At 66.1% G+C, this 24,122-nt stretch carries 17 protein-coding genes and 1 pseudogene; 12 read left to right on the forward strand and 6 right to left on the reverse strand.

Annotated features, from left to right (window positions below):
• The 9 genes and pseudogenes from E4L96_RS07440 to E4L96_RS07480 all read left to right on the forward strand — a co-directional run.
• Positions 1–1,328, forward strand: a pseudogene (locus E4L96_RS07440) (DUF1631 family protein); the annotation flags it as partial.
• A 281-nt stretch (positions 1,329–1,609) separates the two neighbouring features.
• The gene (locus tag E4L96_RS07445; RefSeq protein ID WP_135206582.1) at positions 1,610–2,281 is read left to right on the forward strand and encodes a phosphatase PAP2 family protein; all 672 of its coding nucleotides are present in this window, start codon (positions 1,610–1,612) and stop codon (positions 2,279–2,281) included.
• Positions 2,282–2,392: 111 nt separating this feature from the next.
• Positions 2,393–5,941, forward strand: a complete 3,549-nt coding sequence (smc, locus tag E4L96_RS07450) for a chromosome segregation protein SMC (RefSeq protein WP_135206583.1) — start codon at positions 2,393–2,395, stop codon at positions 5,939–5,941.
• Entirely contained in the window at positions 5,938–7,005 is a 1,068-nt protein-coding gene (locus E4L96_RS07455) for a cell division protein ZipA C-terminal FtsZ-binding domain-containing protein (protein ID WP_135206584.1), read from the forward strand. The genes smc and E4L96_RS07455 overlap by 4 nt, the downstream gene beginning before the upstream one ends.
• A complete protein-coding gene (gene ligA / locus E4L96_RS07460) occupies positions 7,005–9,347 on the forward strand; it encodes an NAD-dependent DNA ligase LigA (protein ID WP_229414285.1) in 2,343 nt (780 codons plus the stop codon). Before E4L96_RS07455 ends, ligA begins: the two co-directional genes overlap by 1 nt.
• 13 nt (positions 9,348–9,360) lie before the next feature.
• Complete coding sequence (gene galU / locus E4L96_RS07465; protein ID WP_135206585.1) at positions 9,361–10,254, forward strand: UTP--glucose-1-phosphate uridylyltransferase GalU; 894 nt, start codon at positions 9,361–9,363, stop codon at positions 10,252–10,254.
• The gene (def, locus tag E4L96_RS07470) at positions 10,241–10,777 is read left to right on the forward strand and encodes a peptide deformylase (protein WP_135206586.1); all 537 of its coding nucleotides are present in this window, start codon (positions 10,241–10,243) and stop codon (positions 10,775–10,777) included. The genes galU and def overlap by 14 nt, the downstream gene beginning before the upstream one ends.
• A gap of 83 nt (positions 10,778–10,860) precedes the next feature.
• Positions 10,861–12,831 (forward strand): OPT family oligopeptide transporter, encoded by a 1,971-nt coding sequence (locus E4L96_RS07475; RefSeq protein ID WP_135206587.1) that lies wholly within the window; start codon positions 10,861–10,863, stop codon positions 12,829–12,831.
• A 127-nt stretch (positions 12,832–12,958) separates the two neighbouring features.
• Positions 12,959–13,747: an ion channel gene (locus E4L96_RS07480; RefSeq protein ID WP_229414287.1), complete on the forward strand. Its 789-nt coding sequence runs from the start codon at positions 12,959–12,961 to the stop codon at positions 13,745–13,747.
• Here the strand turns inward: E4L96_RS07480 and E4L96_RS07485 are convergent.
• The gene (locus tag E4L96_RS07485) at positions 13,744–14,580 is read right to left on the reverse strand and encodes a hypothetical protein (protein ID WP_135206589.1); all 837 of its coding nucleotides are present in this window, start codon (positions 14,578–14,580) and stop codon (positions 13,744–13,746) included. The genes E4L96_RS07480 and E4L96_RS07485 overlap by 4 nt on opposite strands.
• Positions 14,581–14,696: 116 nt before the next feature.
• Between E4L96_RS07485 and E4L96_RS07490 the strand changes: the two genes are divergently transcribed.
• Entirely contained in the window at positions 14,697–15,167 is a 471-nt protein-coding gene (locus E4L96_RS07490) for a hypothetical protein (protein ID WP_229414289.1), read from the forward strand.
• A gap of 6 nt (positions 15,168–15,173) precedes the next feature.
• Here the strand turns inward: E4L96_RS07490 and E4L96_RS07495 are convergent, their stop codons facing one another.
• The 4 genes from E4L96_RS07495 to map are packed head-to-tail and all read right to left on the reverse strand — an operon-like array spanning position 15,174 to position 20,231.
• Positions 15,174–16,049, reverse strand: coding sequence for a substrate-binding periplasmic protein (locus E4L96_RS07495; protein ID WP_135206590.1), 876 nt, complete (start codon positions 16,047–16,049; stop codon positions 15,174–15,176).
• Positions 16,049–16,795 (reverse strand): pseudouridine synthase, encoded by a 747-nt coding sequence (locus E4L96_RS07500; protein WP_135206591.1) that lies wholly within the window; start codon positions 16,793–16,795, stop codon positions 16,049–16,051. The genes E4L96_RS07495 and E4L96_RS07500 overlap by 1 nt, the downstream gene beginning before the upstream one ends.
• 21 nt (positions 16,796–16,816) lie before the next feature.
• The gene (locus E4L96_RS07505) at positions 16,817–19,399 is read right to left on the reverse strand and encodes a [protein-PII] uridylyltransferase (protein WP_135206592.1); all 2,583 of its coding nucleotides are present in this window, start codon (positions 19,397–19,399) and stop codon (positions 16,817–16,819) included.
• Between the two features lie 10 nt (positions 19,400–19,409).
• Complete coding sequence (gene map, locus E4L96_RS07510; RefSeq protein ID WP_135206593.1) at positions 19,410–20,231, reverse strand: type I methionyl aminopeptidase; 822 nt, start codon at positions 20,229–20,231, stop codon at positions 19,410–19,412.
• A 184-nt stretch (positions 20,232–20,415) separates the two neighbouring features.
• Here map and E4L96_RS07515 point away from each other — a divergent pair, with 184 nt between their 5' ends.
• Together E4L96_RS07515 and E4L96_RS07520 are read left to right on the forward strand one after the other, a co-directional pair.
• Positions 20,416–21,861, forward strand: a complete 1,446-nt coding sequence (locus E4L96_RS07515) for a murein transglycosylase domain-containing protein (protein WP_135206594.1) — start codon at positions 20,416–20,418, stop codon at positions 21,859–21,861.
• Positions 21,862–22,070: 209 nt separating this feature from the next.
• Positions 22,071–23,057, forward strand: a complete 987-nt coding sequence (locus tag E4L96_RS07520) for a GGDEF domain-containing protein (RefSeq protein ID WP_135206595.1) — start codon at positions 22,071–22,073, stop codon at positions 23,055–23,057.
• 29 nt (positions 23,058–23,086) lie between these two features.
• On the opposite strand, the gene E4L96_RS07525 is transcribed toward E4L96_RS07520, so the two are convergent.
• Positions 23,087–23,854, reverse strand: coding sequence for a MerR family transcriptional regulator (locus E4L96_RS07525; RefSeq protein ID WP_135206596.1), 768 nt, complete (start codon positions 23,852–23,854; stop codon positions 23,087–23,089).
• Between the last annotated feature and the right edge of the window lie 268 nt (positions 23,855–24,122).

Below are 24,122 nucleotides of genomic sequence, written 5' to 3' on the forward strand. Positions count from 1 at the left end.
CCGTCCCTGAGGGCGCGGCGCACGCCGGCGCGGCCTCCGTTGACGGCGCCGCAGCCGCACCCGCTTCCGGCTTCGCCACCAGCGCCATCCCGCACAACGTCGTCTACCTCCCGCAGCTCAAAGCGACGATGCCGCAAGGCGCCCTGACCCGCGGCGACGAACACACGATCGACCTGCTCGGCAAGATCTTCGAGACGGTCTACCGCGACCCCAGCATCCCCGGCGAAATCCGCGACCTGATCAACTTCCTGCAGATTCCGGTGCTGAAAGCCGCGCTGCTGGACAAGAACTTCTTCTTCCAGGACGCCCACCCCGCCCGCCGCCTGATCGAGCTGCTGTCGCGCCTGGGCTGGGAACAGCGCAAGGCTCCCGATGATCCGGTGTTCCAGGCGATGCGCCGCAGCGTGGACCGGGTCGGCCGCGACTTCGACGCCGAGATGGAGGTCTTCAACGACGCCGTCGCCGAGCTGGAAGCCGCAATCCAGTCCCACGAGCAGGCGGCCGAACAGGCCCTCGCCGAGCCGATCGCGCTCGCAATGCGCCAGGAAAAGCGCGCAATTGCCGTCAAATCCGCGCAGGACGCCGTGCGCGTGCGGGTCGGCACCGGCGAAGTGGTGGCCGTGGTCGAGACCTTCCTGCAGAACAGATGGACTTCGGTGATGACCCTGGCTTACACGATCGAGGACGACAAGCCCGGCGCCGTGAACAACGCCACCCGGACCATGGACGACCTCATCTGGTCAGTGAAGCCCAAGGCCACGCACGAGCAGCGCAAGGAGCTGATTTCCAAGCTGCCCGGCCTGATCCAGCGCCTCAACAAGTGGCTGGACGTCATCAAGTGGCAGGACGCCGAGCGCCTGCAATTCTTTGCCGAGCTGGCCGAGTGCCACGCCTCCATCGTGCGCGCCCCGATCGAGCTGTCCCCCGACCGCCAGCTGGAGCTGGCTGTCGAAGCCGCCCAAAAAGACGCGCTGCGCCGCATCGAGCAAGAAAAGGCGGCCGAAGAAGCCGTTGCCCGGGCCGAGGCCGAGCTGGACGACGTCGAACTGACCGTCGACTCCCTGGAGCGCGGCATGTGGGTCGAGTTCCAGCAGGAGGACGGCACCCAGCGCAAGGTCAAGCTCGCGTGGGTGAGCCCGCGCCGCACCCTGTTCATCTTCTCGACGGGCGCCCGCCAGGAAGCCTTCTCCATGCCCGCCGGCCAGCTGGTGGACGCCCTGCGCGACGGCAAGGCCACCTTGATCGGCCTGGAGGGCGTGGTCGGCCGCGCCCTGAGCGAGGCCATCGGCGCCCCCGCCAACGACCCCGAGCACACCGCCGCCGCCTGAAAATATGCAACCAATCGGTTGCATATCCAGTTCCCCCCATTCCCCCAAAGCCTGATCCACCTCAACACCGGGGTCAGGCCTGCCTTCCCCCTTAGGGCCTGACCCCGGCAGTTTATCCACAGATTATCCACAAGATTTTCATAGGCAGGAGTTGTCGCAAATAAACTGTGGGCCTGACCCCAGCCGTAGGGACCGGGGCCTGACCCGGTTTTGGGAAGTCAACGGGGAGGGCGGTTCGGTAGAATGCGGTTTTTTCCTTCGCGCATTGCGCGCGCGAACGCATGCTTTATTGGCAGCAGATCACTTCTCTCGGCGGACTGTCCTTCACCGGCACCATTGCGGTCGTTATCTTTGTGGTGATGGCGACAGGTGGGCGGGCGCGGCTTGCAATCGAATGGGGCTTGCTGTTTGGGGCGGCGATGCTGGCGGTTGTTGTGACCAAGATCGCCTTCATGGGCTGGGGGCTGGGATTTCGGGAGGCTGGATTTGCGGGGATGAGCGGGCATGCGGCACGCGCCGCAGCAACGTTTCCGGTGGCGTTCTTTCTGCTCTTCCAGAACGAGCGCGCGCGGGCGCTCAACTTTGGCGTCATGCTCGGCGTCCTGGCCGCCGCCGTGGTCGCCTATTCGCGCATCCAGGTCCATGCCCATCCGCCGTCGGAGGCCTGGACCGGCTTCTCGGCCGGCCTCGCCGCCGCCACCGCTTTCATCGCCCGTGCCGCGCAACAACCCCCGGTCCGGCTGCGCCCGGTCCTGATCGGCATCTGCCTCCTGATCCTGATGGTCCGCCCCGCCCAGGAACCGGTCGATTCCGAAAAGTGGATCGCGGTCGCCGCCATGAAACTGTCCGGCCACGACCGGGTCTACCAGCGCTGGAGCTGGAAGCCCGCGCGCCGTCCGTTCCAGGTGCGCTGCCGCCCCGGAGAAATCGCCCACGGCTACCGCTGCGCCTAGCCCGTTTGCAGGCCGATTTCTTGGCCTTCCAGCAAGGGGAGATGGTATGATGAGCCGTTTTTCAGCACCCCATGTAACCCAAGCGCCCCCAGGCGGAGAACAGTCGAGAACGTGCGTCTATCTTGCATCAAGTTGTCGGGATTTAAGTCGTTCGTAGATCCCACCAATTTCCAGGTCCCGGGCCAGCTCGTGGGCGTGGTCGGGCCGAACGGGTGCGGCAAGTCCAACATCATCGACGCGGTCCGCTGGGTGCTCGGCGAGTCCAAGGCCTCCGAGCTGCGCGGCGAGTCGATGCAGGACGTGATCTTCAACGGCTCCACCCTGCGCAAGCCCGCCGGCCGCGCCTCCGTCGAACTCGTGTTCGACAATAGCTTGGGCAAGGCCGCCGGCCAGTGGGGCCAGTATGCCGAAATCGCCGTCAAGCGCACCCTCACGCGCGACGGCACCTCGTCCTACTTCATCAACAGCCAGCCGGTCCGCCGCCGTGACATCCAGGACATCTTCCTCGGCACCGGCCTCGGTCCGCGCGCCTACGCCATCATCGGCCAGGGCATGATCTCGCGGATCATCGAGTCCCGCCCCGAAGAGCTGCGCGTGTTCCTCGAAGAAGCCGCGGGCGTCTCCAAGTACAAGGAGCGCCGCCGCGAGACCGAGAACCGCCTGCAGGACACCCGCGAGAACCTGCTGCGCGTCGAGGACATCCTGCGTGAATTGAACGCCAACCTGGACAAGCTGGAAGCGCAGGCCGTGGTCGCGACCAAGTACCACCAGCTGCAAGCCGACCAGGAAGAAAAGCAGAAGCTCCTCTGGCTCCTGCGGAAGAACGAAGCCCAGGCCGAGCAGGCGCGCTACTTCCGCGAGATGGAGCAGGCCCAGACCGAGCTTGAAGCGCAGACGGCCAAGCTGCGCAATGTGGAGCTGGACCTGGAGAACATGCGCCAGGCCCACTTCGCGGCCGGCGACCGCCTGCACACCGCGCAGGGCGCCCTGTACCAGACCAACTCCGAAATCGGCTCGCTTGAAGCGCAGATCAAGTTCGTGGTCGAATCGCGCACCCGTCTTCAGAACCAGATCGGCACCCTGCAGGCGCAGCGCCAGCACTGGCTCTCGCAGCGCGAGCAATACGAGCAGCAGATCGAAGAGGGCGAGTACCTCGCGGAGGAACTGAGCGCGCGCGTCGAGCAGTCCCAGATCGCCGCCGAACAGCAGAACGAAGCGCTGCCTGCGCTGGAAGCCGAATGGCGCGAGGCGCAGAATCGCTCGGCCGAATCGCGCGCCCGCATCATGCAGGTGCAGCAGCAGATCGAGCTCGAATCCGCGCACCAGCGCAACGCGTCCAATATCCTGAATGGCCTGGCCACGCGGCGCGAGCGCCTGCAGCAGGAGAAGAGCGGCCTACACCTACCGGACAGCACCCACCTCGAGAACCTGCGCATGCAGCTCGAGGAAAAGCAGCAGGCGCTCGAAGAGCAGACCATGCTGCTGGAGGAAGCCCAGGCGCAGCAGGCGCACCTGGACGCAGAGCGCTCCGACGCCGCAGCCCAGGTGCAGAAGGAGACCGCCGCCAACGCGCAGCTGGAAGCCCGCCTCTCGGCCCTGCGCCAGCTGCAGGACCGCGTGCAAACACAGGGCAAGGTCCAGCCCTGGCTCGACAAGCACGAACTGGCCAAGCTTCCGCGCCTCTGGCAAAAGCTGCACATCGAACCCGGTTGGGAAACCGCGATGGAGTCCGTGCTGCGCGAACGTACCGGCGCCCTCGAAATGTCCAACATCGAGTGGGCCAAGGCCTTTTTCAGCGATGCGCCGCCGGCCAAGCTGGCGCTGTACTCGCCGGCGGCCACCAGCGCCACCGCGCCCACCACCGCGCCGGGCCTCAAGCCTTTCGTCGATCTCCTCAAGCTGAACGAGCCTGGCCTGCGCGGCCTGCTGAACGACTGGCTGCACAACGTCTTCGCCGCCGGAGACGCCCACGCCGCCCTGGCCGACCGCGCCAAGCTGCCGCCCGGCGCGTGCTTCGTCACGCCCCAGGGCCACGTCATCACCCAATCGTCGGTGCGCTTCTACGCGGCGGACGCGGAGCAGGACGGCGTCCTCGCGCGCATGCAGGAAATCGAGAACATCACCAAACAGCTGCGCGCGCAGCAGCTGCTGGCCGACGAAGCCCGCGCCCGCGCGGTGCGCGCGGAGGCCGCGGTCAGCGAAGTCGCCCGCAAACTGCAGGATGTCCGCCAGCGCATTACCGCGCTGACCCAGTCCGTGCACGCGCTGCAGATCGACGTGGTCAAGCAGTCCGAGATCGAATCCCGCTTCAACCAGCGCAGCACCCAGATCGAGACCGACCTGGCCGAAATCGCGGCGCAGGAAGCGGAGCAGCAGATGATCCGCGCCGAGTCCGAGCAAAAGTTCGAAGAGCTGGACATGGAGCTCGCTGACCTGCAAGGCGCACATGAAGACGGCCAGACGGCCTTCCTCGACAAGGAACAGAAGCTGGCCGACGCGCGCCAGAAGCTGCGCGAGCTCGAACGGGCCGCGCAGGAAGCACAATTCGCCGAGAAGTCGCAGCGTGCCAAGATCGATGAACTGCGCCGCAATATCGCTACCGCGACCCAGCAAGCGTCCCAGGTCGCCGAGACCATCGAGGTCGCGCAGCAGGAGCTGGAACAGCTGGACTCCGGCACCGCCAACGAAGGCCTGCAGGAGCTGCTGGACCGCCGCTCCTCGCAGGAGCGCGCTCTGGCCGACGCCCGCCATGAGCTGGACCAGGTCGCGCAGCACCTGCGCCACGCCGAGGAGGGCCGCATGTCCGCGGAGCGCAGCCTGCAACCGCAACGCGACCGCATCACCGAGATGCAGCTCAAGGAGCAGGCTGCGCGCCTGAACCAGGAGCAGTTCACCGAGGCGCTGGCCGCCACCGGCGTGGACGAAGCGGGTCTGATCGAACTGGCCGCCAAGCTCAATCCGGACATGAAGGCGCAGTACCTGCAGGGCGAGGTCACCCGCCTGACCAATGCCATCTCGCTGCTCGGCGCCGTCAACCTGGCCGCGCTGGACGAACTGGCGACCGCCAAGGAGCGCAAGGAATTCCTCGACGCGCAAAACCGCGACCTGCAGCAGGCCATCGCCACGCTGGAAGACGCGATCACCCGCATCGACCGCGAAACGCGCGAACTCCTGCAGGACACCTTCGACAAGGTCAACGCCCACTTCGGGGAGCTGTTCCCGATCCTGTTCGGCGGCGGCCAGGCCAAGCTGGTGATGACCGGCGACGAGATCCTCGACTCCGGCGTGCAGGTCATGGCCCAGCCGCCGGGCAAGAAGAACGCGACCATCCACCTGCTGTCCGGCGGCGAGAAAGCGCTGACCGCGACCGCATTGGTGTTCTCGATGTTCCGCCTGAACCCCGCGCCGTTCTGCCTCCTGGACGAGGTGGACGCGCCCCTGGACGATGCCAACACCGAGCGGTTCTGCCGCATGGTCAAGCGCATGTCCGACCACACGCAATTCCTCTTCATCTCCCACAACAAGATCGCGATGGAGATGGCCAATCAACTGATCGGCGTGACGATGCAGGAGCAGGGCGTGTCCCGCATCGTGGCGGTGGACATGGAAGCCGCCGCCAGCTTCGCGACCGATCCGAAAGCAGAGGCACAAGCAGCATGACAGAACTTCAAATGAGTTTGCTCGCCGCCGGCGGTGTTTTTATCGTCGGCGTTTTCTCGTATAACAAATGGCAGGAGTACAAGGCCAAGAAGAGCGTGGAGCGCGCCTTCGCGGCCAATCACGACGACGTGCTGATGAAAGGGCCCGGCGAGCCGCGCCAGGAGCCGGTGCTCGACCCTTCCGCCGTTCCCGCGGGCCGCGCCGAGCCGGTGCTGGACGAAGAGCCGGTGGTGAAGGGCACCGACCCGGAAGCCACGCCGGACGAACTGGCCACCAGCCTGGTGGACCCGCTGATCGACGTGCTCATTCCGCTGCAGCTGGAAGTGGCGGTCCGCGGCGACAAGATCCTGCCGGTGCTGCAAACCCTGCGCCACGTGGGCAACAAGCCGATTCACTACATCGGTCTCGCGGTCTCCGGCGACTGGGAGCCGGTCAAGCACGGCGGCGTGTACACCAAGCTGCAGGCCGGCGTGCAGATGGCCAGCCGCACCACCGCCCTTAACGAACTCGAATACTCCGAACTGGTGACGCGCCTGCGCACTCTGTCCGACGATATCGGCGCCGAGCCCGAAATCCCGGACATGATCGAGGTGATGGGCGAGGCCCGCAACCTGCATCGCTTCGTCGCGGGCCACGATGCGCAGTTGGGCATCAACCTGATGTCCAACGGTGCGCCGTGGGCCATCAGCACGCTGATCGGCGCCCTGGAAAAGCAGGGCTTCGACGTGCGTCCGGATGGCCGCTTCGTGATGCCGGACGGGGAGGGCGGCTTCCTGTTCTCGCTGTCCACCAACGTCACGCTGGCCGAGGAGACCACCTCCCGCCTCACGCTGCTGCTGGACGTGCCCTGCGTGGCGCCGATGCGCGATGGCTTCAATGCCATGGTGGCGTGTGCCAAGGCGCTGGTGCAGCGCCTGGACGCGACCATCGTGGACGACAGCGGCCAGCCGCTCGTCGACGAGGCGCTGGCCGAGATCAATGGCCAGGTACAGGCCTTCTACGATGAGATGGCGCAGGCCGATATCCCGGCCGGTTCCACCCGCGCGCTGCGTCTGTTCAGCTGATGTCCGCGCCACACCTCGAGCGGATGGCGTGGCTCGTCGCGGAGCTCAATCGCCACATCTACAACTACCACGTGCTCGATGCGCCGACCATTCCGGACGCCGAGTACGACAAGATGTTCCGCGAGCTGCAGGACCTGGAGTCTGCGCACCCGGAGGCGGTGTCGCAGGATTCGCCGACCTTCCGCGTGGGCGCTGCGCCCATCCCCGAGTTCAAGCAGGTCACCCATGCGGTGCCGATGCTCTCGCTGAACAACGGCTTCGAGGATGCCGACATCGAGAACTTCGACCGCCGTGTGCGCGAGGGGCTGGACGACGAGGCGGTCGTGGAATACGCGGCGGAACTCAAATTCGATGGCCTGGCCATCAGCCTGCGCTACGAAAACGGCGTGTTCGTGCAGGCGGCCACCCGTGGCGATGGTTACACCGGCGAGGATGTGTCGACCAATATCCGCACCATCCGCACGATCCCGCTGCGCCTGCATGGCGACGACCTGCCGGATGTGCTGGAAGTGCGCGGCGAAGTCCTGATGTTCAAGGCGGACTTCGAAAAGCTCAAGGAACGACAGCGCGCGGCCGGCCAGCGCGAAGCGGTCAATCCGCGTAACGCGGCCGCGGGCAGCCTGCGCCAGCTCGATTCGCGCATCACGGCGGAGCGCAAGCTGCGTTTCTTCGCCTACGGGATCGGCGTGCTGGAAGGGCGCGAACTGCCCGAGACCCATTCCGCGCTGCTGGACTGGTACAAGCAACTGGGACTGCCGGTGTCGGACGAGCGCCGCGTCGTGCAGGGCGCGGACGGGCTGCTCAAGTACTACGCGGAGATCGGCGCCAAGCGTGCCGCGCTCCCGTATGACATCGACGGCGTGGTCTACAAGGTCAACGCGGTCGAACAGCAGGCGGAACTCGGCTTTGTCTCGCGCGCGCCGCGCTTCGCTATCGCCCACAAGTTCCCGGCAGAGGAGGCACTCACCACCGTCCAGGGCATCGAGGTGCAGGTCGGCCGCACGGGCGCCATCACGCCGGTGGCGCGACTGGAGCCGATCTTTGTCGGCGGCGTCACCGTCACCAATGCCACCCTGCACAACGAGGATGAAGTCCACCGCAAGGACGTGCGTGTCGGCGACACCGTCATCGTGCGCCGCGCGGGCGATGTGATCCCGGAAGTGCTGTCGGTGGTGCTGGAGCGCCGCCCAACGCCGGAACCGCCGGTCTACCACCTGCCCAAGACCTGCCCCGTGTGCGGCTCGCACGTCGTGCGCGAAGAGGGCGAGGCTGTCGCACGCTGCTCCGGTGGCCTGTTCTGCTCCGCCCAGCGCAAGGAGGCGATCCGCCACTTCGCGGGCCGCCGCATGATGGATATCGAAGGTCTGGGCGACAGCTACATCGACAGCCTGGTCGAGTGCCAGCTGATCCACGGCGTGGCGGACCTGTACACCCTCACGCTCGACGACCTGCTGCGCATGAAGAAGCTGACCGACGAGCGCGAAGGCACCACGCCCGACACGGTCAAGCAGGGCAAGGTCGCCACGAAGTGGGCCGAGAATCTGCTCGCTGCGATTGAAGCCAGCAAGACGCCGCCGCTGGAGCGCTTGTTGTTCGCCCTCGGCATCCGCCACGTGGGCGAATCGACCGCCAAGGTGCTGGCCGACTGGCTGGGCTCCTTGCAGCTGATCCGGCGCGCCCCCGCCGCGCTGTTCAACGTGCTGCCGGACATTGGCACGACAGTGGCGGAGGCCATCTACGACTTCTTCGCGGAAGAGAAGAACCAGCAGGCCATCGATGCGCTGCTGGCCAACGGCGTGCAGCCCAAGGGCGAGCACGCACCGAAAGCCCAGCTGCGCGAGAAGCTGGAACCCGCGACGCTCATCGGCGGCCTGGCCATTCCCAAGGTCACCGAGGCGCGCGCCAGGCAGCTCGTCACCGCTGGCGTGACGCTCGAAGCACTGGGTCACCTGCAGGTGTTCGACGTGTTCGGCCTCCCGGCCGCCGCGGTGGAGTCGCTGGAAGAATGGATGCGCGACCCATCCAACCGCGCACGCGTGCAATCCCTGCACGCGCTGCGCGAAGAGGTCTTGGCCCAGCTGCCCGAACACGAGGAAGTGGCCGAAGGCCCGCTCACCGGCAAGACCTTCGTCCTCACCGGCACGCTGCCGTCGATGAGCCGGGACGAAGCGGGCGCGCTGATCGAGGCCGCTGGCGGTAAAGTCTCGGGCTCCGTATCCAAAAAAACATCGTATGTCGTGGCCGGTGCCGAGGCGGGCAGCAAGCTCGCCAAGGCGCAGGAGCTGGGCGTGACCGTGCTCGATCAGGACGGCCTGCTGGCGCTGCTCGACTCATTTAAATAAGGACCGACGCATCATGAAACCGATTCGCAAGGCGGTCTTTCCGGTGGCGGGCCTGGGCAGCCGCTTCCTGCCCGCCACCAAGGCACAGCCCAAGGAAATGCTGCCCATCGTCGACAAGCCGCTGATCCAGTATGCGGTGGAGGAGGCGGTGGCTGCGGGCATCACCGAGATGGTCTTTATCACGGGCCGCAACAAGCGCGCCATCGAGGACCATTTCGACAAGGCCTACGAGCTGGAAGCCGAGCTGGAAGCGGCCAATAAGACCAAGCTGCTGGAGGTGGTGCAGAACGTGATCCCCAAGCACGTCAACTGCATCTACATCCGCCAGCCCGCCGCGCTGGGCCTTGGCCACGCGGTGCTGTGCGCGCGGCCGATCGTTGGCGACGAACCCTTCGCCGTGCTGCTGGCGGACGACTTCATGGACACCGCGCCCGGCGAGAAGCCAGTGCTGCAGCAGATGACGGAGCTGTTCGACTACGAGAACGCCAGCATCCTCGCGGTGCAGGACGTGCCGCGCCATTGCACGCGCCAGTACGGCATCGTCAGCGCCTCGCCCTACCGGCCCAACGTGGAACTGGTGCAGGGCATCGTCGAGAAGCCGAAGCCCGAAGACGCGCCGTCCACGCTGGCCGTGGTGGGCCGCTATGTCCTGACCGGGAAGATCTTCGACTACCTGCAGAACATCGGTGCCGGTACCGGCGGCGAGATCCAGCTCACCGACGGCATCGCTGCGCTGATGAAGGACGAGCGCGTGCTGGCCTACCGCTACGCGGGCACGCGCTATGACTGCGGCTCCAAGGCGGGCTACCTCAAGGCCATGACGGCGATGGGCCTGAAGCATCCTGAAACCGCGCAGGAGTTCGCGGACTTCCTGCGCACGCTGGAGATTCCCGATGGCCGTGCGTGAGATCCTGAAGATGGGCGACCCGCGCCTGCTGCGCGTCGCCAAGCCGGTCACGGAGTTCGATACGCCGGAACTGCATACCCTCATCGCGGACATGTTCGACACCATGCACGCCGCGAACGGTGCCGGCCTGGCCGCGCCGCAGATCGGCGTCGACCTGCAGCTGGTGATCTACGGCTTTGCGAAGAACGTTCGTTATCCGGACGCGCCGGAGGTGCCGGAGACGGTGCTGATCAACCCCGTGCTCACCCCGTTGTCGGACGAGAAGGAAGAGGGCTTCGAAGGCTGCCTCTCGGTGCCGGGGCTGCGCGGCAGCGTCCCGCGCTTCAAGCGCCTGCGCTACGAGGGCTTCGACCAGTTCGGCAAACGCATCGCGCGCGATTCCGAAGACTTCCACGCGCGCGTGGTGCAGCATGAGGTGGACCATCTGCTCGGCATCCTGTACCCCATGCGGATCACGGACTTCAGCAAATTCGGATTCACGGAGGTCATGTTCCCCGACCTCGATCCAAACCACGACGACTAAAACATCATTAAAACAGCATCACATAGAGCCAAGGGAGCAACGGGATGACACAGACAGCAACACGGCCAGTATCCGCGCCGGTAATGGACAATCCAAAGGAAATCACGGCACGAGGAATCATCCTCGGCGTGCTGATTACCTTGATCTTCACGGCGGCGCAGGTCTATCTGGGCCTCAAGGTCGGCCTGACCTTTGCCACCTCGATCCCCGCCGCGGTGATCTCGATGGCGATCCTGTCCGCCTTCAAGGACGCGACCATCCAGGAAAACAATATCGTGCAGACCATCGCGTCGGCGGCCGGCACGCTCGCGTCGGTGATCTTCGTGCTGCCCGGTCTCCTGATGATCGGCTGGTGGGCCAAGGTGCCGTTCTGGCCGACCTTTGGCTGCTGCGCCATCGGCGGCATCCTGGGTGTGATGTACACGATGCCCCTGCGCCGCGCGCTGGTGTCGCAGTCCGACCTGCCGTATCCGGAAGGCGTGGCGGCGGCTGAAGTGCTGAAGGTCGGCACGCAGTCGCGTTCCGGCGCACAGGAAGGCAAGGCGGGCCTGATGGCCGTGATCTGGGGCTCGCTGGCGTCGGCCGCTTTCGCCGCCTTCGCTGCGATGAAGCTGATGGCGGCGGAAGTCTCGATCTACTTCCGCACCGGGGCTGGTGCCACGGGTATCGGCGCTTCGAGCTCGCTGGCCCTGCTCGGCGCGGGGCACCTGATGGGCGTCACCGTCGGTATCTCTTTCCTCGTGGGCCTGATCATCGCGTGGGGCGTGCTGGTGCCGTTGCTCACCGCGGGTGGTCCGCCAGATGCGGCCATGTCAGCGGCTGATTTTGCGCTGAGCGTGTGGAGCCAGAAGGTGCGCCTGATCGGTGCGGGCGTGATCGGTTCCGCGGCCATCATCACGCTGGCGACCCTGGCCAAGCCAGTGATCGGTGGCCTCAAGTCGGCGCTGGAAGCGTCGCGCCGCGCGAAGGCGGGCAAGGGCTCGATCGAGCGCCAGGAACAGGACCTGCCGATCTTCGTGGTGGGCCTGGTGACGCTGCTGTCGATGGTGCCGGCGGGCTGGCTGCTGGCCAGCTTCCTGCAGGGCGGCCCGCTGGAAAGCATCTCGACCCCGCTGGTGGCCATTGGCGTCGGCTACATCCTCATCGCCGGCATGCTGGCGGCGGCGGTGTGCGGCTACATGGCAGGCCTGATCGGTTCCTCCAACTCGCCGGTGTCCGGCATCGCCATCCTCACCATCCTCGGCGCGGCGACCTCGGTCGGCATGGTGGCGCGCCACCTGATGGGGCCTGATACGGCGCAGGCGCTGATCGCCTTTGCGCTGTTCGTCACCACCGTGGTGCTGGCGGTCGCGGTGATCGGTAACGACAACCTGCAGGACCTGAAGACCGGCCAGCTGGTCGACGCAACGCCGTGGAAGCAGCAGGTTGGCCTGATCATCGGCGTGTTTGCCGGTTCGGCGGTGGTGCCGTACGTGCTGGAGATGCTGAACCACGCCTACGGCTTTGCCGGTGCGCCGAACGCGCAGGCCATCAGTGCCACGCCGCTGGCGGCACCGCAGGCGCTGCTGATTTCCACGCTCGCCAAGGGTGTGATCGGAGGGAACCTGGCGTGGGACCTGATCGGCTGGGGCGCGGCGCTGGGCGTCGCGCTGGTGGGCGTGGACTTCATGCTCAAGTCGTCCAGCAATGGCAAATACAGCCTGCCGGCGCTGGGCGTGGGCCTGGCGATCTACCTGCCGTCGGCGGTGACGCTGCCGGTGGTGGTGGGGGCGGTGGCCGGCTACTACTTCGACAAGTCGATGAAGAACAAGCCATACGGCGAATCGGCCTCGCGCATTGGCGTGCTGGTGATGTCCGGCTTCATCGTCGGCGAGTCCCTGTTCAACGTGGCGCTGGCTGCGCTGATCGTGGCGACGTCCAACGGCGAACCGCTCAAGGTCACCGACGCGATCCCCGAATCGACCGGCATGATCATCGCCTTGGTCGTCGGCATTGCGCTGGTGGGTGGGCTGTACCGCTGGTCCGCCAACTCGGCGCGCAAAATCGGGGCCTGATCGATCGTCCCATATGAGTCACGCACCCTACGGGGACCGGCGCCGGGGCGGAGTTTTCCGCTTCGGCTCCGCACAAATCAAGCGCAGGGGCGGGCGGCGCTGGTACTGGACGGATACGTACCACGCCATGCTCGCCATGTCGTGGCCGCGCTTCTTCTTCATTTCCGGCACGCTGTACCTCGCCACGAATTTCCTGTTCGCGGCACTCTTCGTGCTGGAGCCCAATTCCATCGACGGTGCGCGTTCGCAGAACCTGCTCGATGCGATCTTCTTCTCCATCGAGACGCTGGCCACCGTGGGCTATGGCGCCATGCATCCCGCGACCTTGTATGGGCACCTGGTGGCATCGGCCGAGATCCTGACCGGGATGGCGGAGGTGGCGTTCATGACGGGCCTCCTGTTTGCGCGCTTTTCCCGGCCAACGGCGCGCTTCCTGTTCTCGAAAGTGGCCGTGGTGGCCCGGTTCAACGGCATGCCGGCCCTGATGGTCCGGGTCGGGAACGAGCGCAATAACCTGATCATCGAGGCGACGGTCAAGGCCTCGATTGTGCGCCGCGAGCGGACCTTGGAAGGACAGGAGTTCACGCGTTTCTATGATTTGCCGCTGGAGCGCGATACCACCAGCGTGTTTGCCCTGAGCTGGACGGTGATGCACGTGATCGACGAGCGCAGCCCCCTGTATGGGCGTGCACCCGAGGCGATCCTGGACGACAGCGAATCGTTGATCGTGACCATGACGGGTATGGACGACACGCTGAACGACTTCGTCCACGATCGCCACAGCTATGCCGCGGACGAAGTCCTGTACGGCCGCCGCTTCGCCGACATCCTGTCCGAGCGCGAAGGCGACGTCCGCATCATCAACTTCGACCTCTTTCACGATACCGTCCCCGACGCCGCGGCAGCAACCTCCTAATGGGCGAGCGCGCAGCGCAGCGCTGCGCCCTGCGCCATCACGTGGTTGCGGCCGACGGCGGCGAAGGTTTTGCCCTGTTTGGCGGCGGCGGTGAGCTTGGCGACCATGTGGACGTTGCGGAAGTGGCTGGAGGCGGCGTTGATGTCGTTGGTGAAGATGCCGCCCGTCGCGGACGATGGCTGCAAGGGATCGAACCAGGCTTGCGGGGCGTCCCACCAGTTGGCGGGGGAAGTCCAGTACCTGGAGTAGGCCTTGGCCACGTCCGCCGAGGTATGGAATGGGCTGGTGAAGCCGGGCATTGCGGCGATCTTGGCCAGCATCTCGTCGATCTTCGCTGCGATCTGTTCGGGCGTCTGCTTCTGGCGTTGCCGCAGGCGCGCCGCTTCGCGCAAGGTGTAGAACAAGGCCACCTGCTCGGCGGGGAAGCGCTGGCTCACATAGGCCAGTTCGTCGGCAGGTGAGGGCTCCAGCGAGACCACCGGCACATTATCGCGCGCCGCCAGGTAGCGCACGAACCCCGATTCTCCCGTCAGCCGCACCACCTCGTCCCGCGTCCCGGGCAAGGGGCGCTTGGGGCCTTCGAAGTAGGCGACTGTGGGCTTGAAGGCATTCCAGCGGCGCTCCATCTCCGCCAGCTGCGGATGCGCGGGGTCGGTCGTGTGCTCGACTCCCATGTACTCAAGGTTCGGAAGCGATAGCGTGTGCGGTCCGCTCGCCGCCTGGCTGTCGATCAGCGCTGCGCAATCGGCGGCGGGCGAGGTGGCAGCGCAGGCGCCGGTGGAGGCGGCCGCGCCAAGGCCGAAGATCAGGGAGGCGAAGAGGTTCGTTTTCATGGACCGGAGTATGCATCCGCTTTCGCCGCGCCGGCGAAGGCTTCCGACGAATGCCGCGATTCGGGCGACGAAGCCTGTATCATGCGGCTTGTCCGCATTGCCATGAAAGCCAGTACATGAAGCTTCGCCTCGCCCTGTCCCTCTCCCTGCTCGCCACCTCCGCAGCGCACGCCCAGCTGATCGAATCCCAGCCCCTGAGCGAACTGTGGGTGAATCCCGGCTTCGCCACCTGGCACTTCCAGAGCGACAAGGACCTGAACGGGAATAACAAGGGACTGGGCGGCGAGTACCGCTTCTCCACGGTCGCTTCGGTGACCGCGGGACGCTTCTACAACAGTGACCGCATGTGGTCCAACTACGCCGGCGTCTACTACCAGCCATGGGCCCTTGGCCCGGTCCGCGTGGGCGCCGTGATCGGCGGCTTCGATGGCTACCCCAAGATGCGTGACGGCGGCTGGTTCCCGGCCCTGATCCCGGCCCTCAGCTACGAATACCAGCGGGTGGGCGTGAACGTGGCCGTGATCCCGACCTACAAGGACCGCCTGTACGGCGGCATCTCCGTACAGCTGAAGGTCAAGCTGTTTTGAGAACGATTATCGGCAGGCCGGCATCGTGGTGAAGTAGCTGCGCGACTCCCGGCACGTCTCCAGCCAGAATTTGCGCGTGAACTCTGGGTAGCGCTGCGCAAACTCGTTACGCACCGGCGCGTAGCGCGGCGACGAGTGCACCGGCGGCGCGAGGCGCCTCACTTGCTTGCCCTCGGACGTCGCCATGTACGGCGCCATCACCACGTCCGGCTCCAGGATCACGTCCACGCGCCGGGCGATCAGCTTGCGCAGGTTCACCAGCGGTGTGGCGGCGAGCTCCATATTCCAGTGGTAGCGCTGTCCGAATTCGCCGGTCTGCGCGCCGCCCGTGGAGGTGCCTACGCGCAGGCCCGGCGCGACCAGTTGTTGGCCATCCCACTTGATGCCCTGGTCGTCCGCACGCGCATAGAGCGACATCGTATCGACCATCATCGCGAGATGGCGGGGCGGGTAGGCCATGTCCCTGGCCAGGTCCTGGCCGTAGACGAAGCCGGGGAGGATGTCTATGCGCCCCATGCGCATTTCGGCGATTTGGCGGTTCGGCGGGCGACGCTGCATGACCACCCCCGTCGACGGACAGCCGGTGCGGGCGAGCGCCTTGCGGACCCACTCGATCAGCAGTCCGGGCTTCGCCTCGATGGTGTCACTGCCGACCAGGAAGGGCAGCACTTCAAAGTTGGGGAAACTGACGCGCACCTCGGGCGGGCAGGCCTCCGCGGGAGCCGGGGGCGGGGCCTGCTTCGCGGCCGCGCCGCGGTCCGTCGCAGAGGCCACGCCGCTCAGCGTGGCGGCGCAGAGGAAGGTGCCCAGTGCGGCCATGCCGCGCGCGCGCAAGTGCCAGCGTGATCGCAATGGTAGCCGCAATGACAGCAATCCGCGCATCAGAATCTTTCGTCCGCCCCGAGATAGCGCCATTGCCCCTGCGGCAGTTCGCCCAGTTTCACGCGCCCGATCCGCACGCGTTTCAGGCCGATGACTTTCAAGCCCACCATGTCGCACATGCGCCGGATCTGGCGCTTGCGGCCTTCCTTCAAGGTGAACGAGAGCTGGTCATCGTTCTGCCAGCGCACCTTGGCGGGCAGCAGCGGCTTCCCGTCCATCCAGAGGCCGTGGTTGAGCTTCTGCAGGTCCGCATCCGGCAAACGTCCAGGCTTGGTGTACTGCACCCGCACCAGGTATTCCTTTTCGACCGACGTGTCCTCGCCGATCAGCTGCTTGGCGATGCGGCCATCCTGCGTGAGCACCAGCAGCCCGACCGAGTCGATGTCCAGGCGCCCCGCAGGCACCAGGCTGCGCAGCTGCGCACGGTCGAACTTCTCGGGCGATGGGTCGTCGGCCCAGTGATTGTCGGGTGTGACCAGTACCACGGCGGGCTTGTAGCCATCCTCCGCCTGCCCGCTCACATAGCCCACCGGCTTGTTGATCAGGACCGTGACGCGCCTGGCCTGCTGCGCGGAGGCCTGCTTGTCGACGGTGATCTTCTGGTGCGGCAGCACCTTGGACCCGAGCTCGGACACCACCTGTCCATCCACACGCACCCACCCCTTGGCGATCCATTCGTCCGCCTCGCGGCGCGAAGAGAGCCCGAGTTCGGACATGCGTTTGGACAGGCGTACAGGTTCATTCATGCTGCGGCAATCTTCTTGAATTCAAATCTTGAGGGCTTCCAGCAGGTCGGTCTCGAACTGGATCTGGTTGCGCTGGTTGTTGAGGACCGCGCCATCGACGAGGAACACGTCCTCCACCCGCTCGCCGAGGGTCATCACCTTGGCGGTGTGCAGGTTGACGCGGTAGCGCGTGAGCACGTTGGCGACGGAGTAGAGCAGGCCGGGACGGTCGTTGGCGGCGATCGAGAGGATGTAGTGCTGCCCGCGCTCGTCCGGCCGCAGGTCCACGGTCGGCGTGATCGGGAAGGTGCGCGAGAGGCGCGACAGCCGGCCCTTGACGGGCGGCGGCAGCGGGCCCTGGGAGGTCAGCACCTCGCACAGCTCATGCTCGATCAGGTTGATGATGTCCCGGTAGTTGCGGGCGAAGTTCTGTTCCGTGACCATGAAGGTATCCAGCGCATAGCCGTGGCGCGTGGTGTGGATCTTCGCGTCCAGGATGCTGAAGTTTTTGCGGTCGAAGTAGGAGCAGATGCGCGCGAACAGATCCGGCTGGTCCTTCACGTATACGGTCACCTGCAGGCCTGCGCCGATGGGCGAGAGGCGCGCCTTCACCACCGGCTTGGCGCTATCGACCTTGTCATGCAGGGCGCGCGTCTGCCAGGCGATGTCGTTGGCCTCGTGGCGCAGGAAGTAGGCGACGTCCAGCTGGTTCCACAGCTTCAGGTGCGCGTGGTGATCGAGGCCGTGCAGGCGCATGTCGGCCAGCGCTTCTTCCTGCCGGTTCTTGAGCTCATGGTCGGCCGAATGCGGAGCGCCGCCCAGCACGCGCAGGGTGATTTTGTAGAGGTCTTCCAGCAGCTTGGCCTTCCAGGCGTTCCACACCTTGGGGCTGGTGCCGCGGATGTCCGCCACCGTCAGCAGGTACAGCGCGGTGAGGTGGCGCTCGTCCTTGACCAGTTTCGCAAAGGCGTCGATCACGTCCGGGTCCGACAGGTCCTGCTTCTGCGCCACCGTGGACATCGACAGGTGGTGCGTGACGAGGAAGGACACCAGTTCGGTGTCCTCGGCCGACAGGTGATGGTCGCGGCAGAACTCCTCGGCGTCCGCCGCACCCAGCGTCGAATGGTCGCCGCCGCGGCCCTTGCCGATGTCATGGAATAGCGCGGCCACGTACAGCAGCCAGCGGTTCGGGAAGTTGGCGATCAGCTGGGAGCAGAACGGGTACTCGTGCGCATGCTCGGTCATGGTGAAGCGGCGCATGTTCCGCACTACCATCATGATGTGCTGGTCCACCGTGTAGACATGGAACAGGTCATGCTGCATTTGCCCCGTGATGCGGCGGAAGTTGGGCAGGTAGCGGCCCAGGATGCCCATGTCGTTCATGCGCCGCAGCGCGTGCACGAGGCCCACCGGCGCCTGCAGGATGCGCAGGAACAGCGCGCGGTTGACCGGGTCTTCGCGGAAGTCCACGTCGATCACGAAGCGCGCGTGCCACAAGGCGCGCATGGTCCGTGCCGTCATGCCCTTGATGTCCGGCCGCTCCGTCATCAGCACGAAGATCTCCAGCACCGACGATGGCGTCTTCTGGAATGTGTCCTCATCCGCGATGTCGATGAAGCCGTTAATCTCCGTGAAGCGCTTGTTGATCGGCGTGGCGATGATCGGCTGCGGGAACAGCTGGGCCTCGATGTTCTGCAGCAGGATGGTGTTGAGCTGCGTGACCGCCTTGGCCGCCCAGTAGTAGCGCTGCATCAGGTATTCGCTGGCGCGCCGCATGTGCGGGCCGCTGCCGGTGGCATGCAGGCCGAAGGTCTCGGCGATCGGCGTCTGCACGTCGAACACGAGGCGGTCCTCGCGGCGGTTGGTATGCAGGTGCAGGCGGATGCGGATGTCCTTGAAGGCACGCTCCTTCTCCATCAGCTGGCGCGCTTCCTCCTGCGTGATCAGGCCGCGCGTGGCGAGCTGGGTCCAGGAATTCCCGAGATGTGCGGCCTTGGCCACCCACAGGATCACCTGCAGGTCGCGCAGGCCGCCGGGGCTCTCCTTGCAGTTGGGCTCCAGCGAAAAGGCGGTGTCCTCGTACTTGGCGTGGCGCAGGCGCATCTCGGCCGTCTTCGCGTGGAAGAAGGCTTGCGCGTCCATGGCCGCGTCGAAGCGCTGCTGCAGGGCGTCGAACAAGGCCACGTCGCCATCGACCAGGCGCGCTTCCAGCAGCGAGGTTTGCACGGTGATGTCGGCCTTGGCCTCCGCCATGCATTCGTCGATGGTGCGGATCGAATGGCCGATCTCCAGGCCCAGGTCCCACAGCAGCTGGACCAGTTCTTCCAGCTTGTGCTGGGTGATCGCGTCCGGCCGCTGGCCGAGCAGGATCAGGATGTCGACATCGGAAAAGGGAAACAGCTCGCCGCGCCCGTAGCCGCCCACGCCCACCAGGGCGGTGTTGGGGGGCAGTTCGGCGGCGCGAAAGGCTTCGGCGAGGACGCCGTCGACCGCCTGGCGCAGGCCGCGCAGCAGTTTTTCCGGCTTGCCGTCGTCACGAAATGCAGCGATGTGCGCGGCCCGCTCGGCCTTGAGCTGCTGGCGCAGCTGGCTGCGCGGGTCGTCGCGAAGCGCGAGCGGAGGCATAGGCTGATGCTTACGCCGCCACCGCCTGGTCGGTGATGAAGGCCGGCGGCGGCGGCGTTCCTTCGGATTTGGTCAGGATCTCGTAACCGGTCTCGGTCACGAGCACGGTGTGTTCCCACTGCGCGGACATACTGCGGTCGCGCGTCTTGATGGTCCAGCCGTCGTTCATTTCCTTGATCTCGCGGCGGCCGGCGTTGATCATCGGCTCGATGGTGAAGATCATGCCGGCGGCCAGCACCTCGCCGGTGCCCGGGCGGCCGTAGTGCAGCACCTGCGGCTCCTCATGGAACACGGTGCCGATGCCGTGGCCGCAGAATTCGCGCACCACGCTGTAGCCGTGCTTCTCCGCGTGCTGCTGGATCACGTGGCCGATGTCGCCCAGGCGCGCGCCCGGCTTCACTTTCGAGATGCCGAGCCACATGCACTCATAGGTCACTTCCGCCAGGCGCTTGGCCAGCAGCGTCGGTTGCCCGACCAGGAACATGCGCGAGGTGTCGCCGTGGTAGCCGTCCTTGATGACGGTGATGTCCAGGTTGACAGCATCGCCGCTCTTGAGCACCTTGTCGCCCGGGATGCCGTGGCAAATCACGTCGTTGACCGAGGTGCAGATCGCCTTGGGGTAGGGCGTGTAGCCCGGCGGGCAGTAGTTGAGCGGCGCCGGAATCGTGCCCTGCACGTTGACCATGTACTCGTGGCACAGGCGATCCAGTTCGCCCGTCGTCACGCCCACTTTCACGAACGGCGTGATGTAGTCGAGCACCTCGCTGGCGAGGCGGCCGGCGACGCGCATGCCTTCGATATCGGCCTGGGTTTTGATGGAGATGGAAGACATAGCGATCGAATCCTGAGTGGTAAACCGGCGGCTCTGAGGGCCGCGCGCAATGCCGCTCATTATAAACGAGGCGCCGGAATGCCGCCCCGGCCCCCTGCTGGGGGGATGTGGAGGCGGATGTTGTTGCAATGCGGCAAGGCAAGGCTAGAATATCGCTTGCCTGATTGGTACCGGATCTCCTCCCATGCGCTCCTTCCTTCAAAAAACCGCAAAAACGCTGACCGCAAAGAATCTGCTGCGCCGCCGTGGCCTCGTGCTGGCGGTCGCCGCACCGCTGCTGCTGGACGCCTGCTCGCAGAACGAACTGGCCAACGTGGCCGAATCGGCCATCCGCGGCGGGAACGTCAAGACCGCCTTCAACTCGCTGGCGCAGCAGAAGGCCAACACCTACGCGCGCAATCCCGCCCAGCTGATCGCCGACTGGAACAACATGCAGGCGGAGTTCGACCGCATGTTCGGCAACGTGAAGCAGGAGAGCACGCGCCAGTGGGGCAATGCGGCCGAGGTGGCGAGCGCCAAGCGCTATGTGAAGTACACCGAGGACTACCGCAACCGCTTCATCGTCGACTATGAGAAGTCGACCATCCGCATCGAGCATATCGGCGAACAGGGCGTGATCCGCAAGCTGCATGACGCGGTGGTGGTGGCGCTGCTGACGCCCGATGACCCGCGTTCGTCCGACGTGTTTACGGATGCCGAGGTGCAGGTGGGTGGCCGCGGCCGCCCGTTCCTGGAGTCGCTGGTGCTGGACCAGAACAAGCAGCCCTTGCGCAACCGGGCGGACATCGAGAAGTTCGCCGACTACCTGGCCGAGACCAGCATCCAGACCCGCTGGATCAACGTGGGCGGCAAGGCCACCGAAGTGAAGTTCATCGAGTTCGACATGATCGGCGCGGACGAAGTGCGGGCCATGCTGGCCGCGCGCTCGGCCCCGAAGCCGCGCTCCGCGCCCAAGTCCTCCAAGGGCCGCAAGTCGGCACCGGTGGAAGTCGACCTGACGCCGGACCTGGCCGCCAACGACCGCTCGGACCCGAACAACTACAAGACCGCCGACCGCATTGCCCCGCGCTACCTGGACATGGTGACCAAGTACGCGGCCAAGGCCAACGTGGACCCGGCGCTGGTGATGGCGATCATCTACCAGGAGAGCCGTTTCAACCCGCTGGCCGTGTCGTCCGCGCAGGCCTACGGCATGATGCAGCTGGTGCCCAAGAGCGGCGGCATCGAAGCCTTCCGCAAGGCGAAGGGCGAGAACACGATGCCGACCAAGGAGTATTTGCTGGATCCGGAGTCGAACATCGAGCTCGGTGCAACCTATGTGAGCATGCTGCTGTTCGATCACTGGATGAAGGGCGTGTCCAACATGTCCTCGCGCGAGTACTGCGCGGTGTCGGCGTATAACACCGGGCCGGGCAACCTGGCCAAGGCCTTCACCGGCACCACCAGCCGCCTGGGCGAAGCGCGCGACAAGGCCAACGGCATGCGGCCGGACGAATTGTTCGACCACTTGCGCGTGAACCTGCCGTACGCTGAAACCCGCGACTACCTGCTGCGCGTGTCGGCGGCCCGCAAGCACTACAAGGAGCTATTCTTCTCGAATGGGGCGCCACCTGCGCTGGCGGGGCGCTGACATCGCCGGCGCCGGACTGTGGCGCATTTGCCGACTTGGGCAGTTGGCAATTGTGGATTTGTTCCTGAACAGCTAAAGTTGCGAAACATCAACTGTCTGGCACGTCTGCCGCCTCTCTCTTGTCCGCCCCCGCGCCTCCAGCGGCCCGTCCTGACCTCGACGCCCGTGCGAACAACGTCCGCCTGTCCATCGTACTTGCGGTCTGTGGCATGCCGCTGTTTGCGGGCGTGTATGCCTGGCTGGGCGACCCGCGGGCCGCGACCGTCTGCCTGCTGGCTCTCACAGGTGTCGCGGCCAGCGCATTCCTGGCGCGCCAACCAGACCGGATACCGCACGCCCGGAACACGCTGGCTGCCAGCGTATTTCTTCTCCTCCTCTCTTTGGTCTGGCTGGTCGGTGGCATCGCCTCGCCCAGCGTTGCCTGGTTGAGCGTGTGCCCTATGGTGGCGGCCGCCGGAGGCAGCCGCGACCGCGGACTGCGCTGGGTGGCCGCGTCCGTGCTTGCGATGCTGGCGGTGTATCTGTACGAGCGCTGGATCGGCCTGCCCGCGGTGCTGGTCCGCGATCTGCCGCTGTTGTATCTCGTTGGGAATACGTGCTTCATCCTGCTGGTCGCCCTGTTCCTGGTGCGATACGAACGCAACAACGACCTCGCCCTGGCCCGGCTCAGCGAAGCGATGGCAACGATCCAGCGCATGGCCACGCTGGACGACTTGACCGGGCTGTGCAACCGGCGCGAGCTGTTGCGCGTGCTGGAGGCGGAGCGCGAACGGGCGGAGCGTTACCAATTGCCGCTCAGCGTGTGTGTCCTGGATATCGACAGCTTCAAGCGCGTCAACGACACGTTCGGCCACGCGGTCGGAGACGAGGTCCTGCGGCATGTGGCGGACACGGTCCAGGCGCTGGCACGGACGACCGACTGCTTCGGCCGCTACGGTGGCGAAGAGTTCCTGCTGGTGCTTGGAAATACGGATCTGCCTGGGGCAACCGAACTCGCCGAGCGGGTGCGCGTGGCGGTCATGAACTCGCGGGCGCCCGGCCCGGGCCGCCCAGCGGTGACGCTGTCGATTGGCGTGGCCCGGCACGTGCACGGCGAGCCGATCCAGCGCGTGATCGAAGTGGCCGACCGCGCGCTCTATACCGCCAAATCCGAGGGCCGCAACCAGGTGCGCACGGGAGGCGCCAGCGTGGCGTGAGGACCTGGCGCCGTGTCCCGGGTGTGACCTTATCCCTCGCCGTCGCGAGCGTGCGTCTCCATCGCCTTCGGCAGATAGTCGGCCATGCCGGCGGCGAGAGTGTCGTAGCGGTCGCGGAAGGCGGGGGTGTCGCGGTAGACCTGGGCCAGGCCGGCGTAGGCCTCAAGCGAACACGGACGTCCCCACATCAGCGCGACCCAGGCGCGGTGGCGCTCCAGTAGGGCGGACAGCCCGGCGTCGTCCAGTGGCACGCCATCGCGGCAGCAGGCCGCGAGTCCAGCTTCGATGCGGCCCAGTTCCGCCAGGCGTTCTTCCCGTTCCGGTGCGCTCGCGCCCTGCCACTGTGCTTCCGACCGGGCGACGGTCTCCTCGCCGAAGCGGGCGGCGGCCTGCTGGCGGTAGCGGGCCAGCGCGCGCGCCGTCGGGGCGCGGTAAAGATCTGCGTGTTTCATGGTCTGGTCTCCTGACAGTTCAACGATGGAGCGCTCGATGTCCGCGGCCTGCTGCCGGGCGCGGGCGGCATTGGCCAGCAGCCGTCGGCGTTCGGCCTCCAGCTGCGCGATGCGGCTGGTGCCGTCCCGTTCGAGCAGCGCGCCGATGCTGGCCAGCGGCATCCCGAGCTCGCGGTAGGCGACGATCGCCCGCAGCCGTTCCAGCTCGCGTTCACCGTAGTAGCGGTAGCCGTTGGCGCCGACGCGGACCGGATGGAGCAGGCCAATCTGGTCGTAGTGGTGCAGGGTGCGGACGCTCACACCAGCGCTGCGGGCCATCTCTTTTACTGTGTACTGGCGGGTCATCGGGTCTCCTTGAGATGCATGATCAGGGCTCACGCCGCGTCAGGGTCAAGCGGTTCCTGGGCGCCGATTCGCGGGCAAGAAGTGGAGCGCGGGCAGGCGCGCGGGCCGTCATCATCGGCGCCTTCTGACATCGGAAGGCACGAACATGGTACGGCAACTTAAACAGGTCATGGCCGCGGCACTGCTGGCTGCCGCGGGCGGCGAGGTGGCTGCGGCGGATGCCGCACCGGGCCTGTGCCTGGCCGCCTGCACGGCGGCGCGCGCGGCC

This window comes from Zemynaea arenosa, assembly GCF_004614185.1.
Lineage (GTDB): Bacteria > Pseudomonadota > Gammaproteobacteria > Burkholderiales > Burkholderiaceae_D > Telluria > Telluria arenosa.

Excerpts from the sequence above, each read along its gene's own strand:
- E4L96_RS07445 (WP_135206582.1), top strand. The coding sequence starts at position 1,610 with ATGCTTTATTGGCAGCAGATCACTTCTCTCGGCGGACTGTCCTTCACC.
- E4L96_RS07455 (WP_135206584.1), top strand. The coding sequence starts at position 5,938 with ATGACAGAACTTCAAATGAGTTTGCTCGCCGCCGGCGGTGTTTTTATC.
- ligA (WP_229414285.1), top strand. The coding sequence starts at position 7,005 with ATGTCCGCGCCACACCTCGAGCGGATGGCGTGGCTCGTCGCGGAGCTC.
- galU (WP_135206585.1), top strand. The coding sequence starts at position 9,361 with ATGAAACCGATTCGCAAGGCGGTCTTTCCGGTGGCGGGCCTGGGCAGC.
- def (WP_135206586.1), top strand. The coding sequence starts at position 10,241 with ATGGCCGTGCGTGAGATCCTGAAGATGGGCGACCCGCGCCTGCTGCGC.
- E4L96_RS07475 (WP_135206587.1), top strand. The coding sequence starts at position 10,861 with ATGGACAATCCAAAGGAAATCACGGCACGAGGAATCATCCTCGGCGTG.
- E4L96_RS07480 (WP_229414287.1), top strand. The coding sequence starts at position 12,959 with ATGCTCGCCATGTCGTGGCCGCGCTTCTTCTTCATTTCCGGCACGCTG.
- E4L96_RS07485 (WP_135206589.1), bottom strand. The coding sequence starts at position 14,580 with ATGAAAACGAACCTCTTCGCCTCCCTGATCTTCGGCCTTGGCGCGGCC.
- E4L96_RS07490 (WP_229414289.1), top strand. The coding sequence starts at position 14,697 with ATGAAGCTTCGCCTCGCCCTGTCCCTCTCCCTGCTCGCCACCTCCGCA.
- E4L96_RS07495 (WP_135206590.1), bottom strand. The coding sequence starts at position 16,049 with ATGCGCGGATTGCTGTCATTGCGGCTACCATTGCGATCACGCTGGCAC.
- E4L96_RS07500 (WP_135206591.1), bottom strand. The coding sequence starts at position 16,795 with ATGAATGAACCTGTACGCCTGTCCAAACGCATGTCCGAACTCGGGCTC.
- E4L96_RS07505 (WP_135206592.1), bottom strand. The coding sequence starts at position 19,399 with ATGCCTCCGCTCGCGCTTCGCGACGACCCGCGCAGCCAGCTGCGCCAG.
- map (WP_135206593.1), bottom strand. The coding sequence starts at position 20,231 with ATGTCTTCCATCTCCATCAAAACCCAGGCCGATATCGAAGGCATGCGC.
- E4L96_RS07515 (WP_135206594.1), top strand. The coding sequence starts at position 20,416 with ATGCGCTCCTTCCTTCAAAAAACCGCAAAAACGCTGACCGCAAAGAAT.
- E4L96_RS07520 (WP_135206595.1), top strand. The coding sequence starts at position 22,071 with ATGCCGCTGTTTGCGGGCGTGTATGCCTGGCTGGGCGACCCGCGGGCC.
- E4L96_RS07525 (WP_135206596.1), bottom strand. The coding sequence starts at position 23,854 with ATGACCCGCCAGTACACAGTAAAAGAGATGGCCCGCAGCGCTGGTGTG.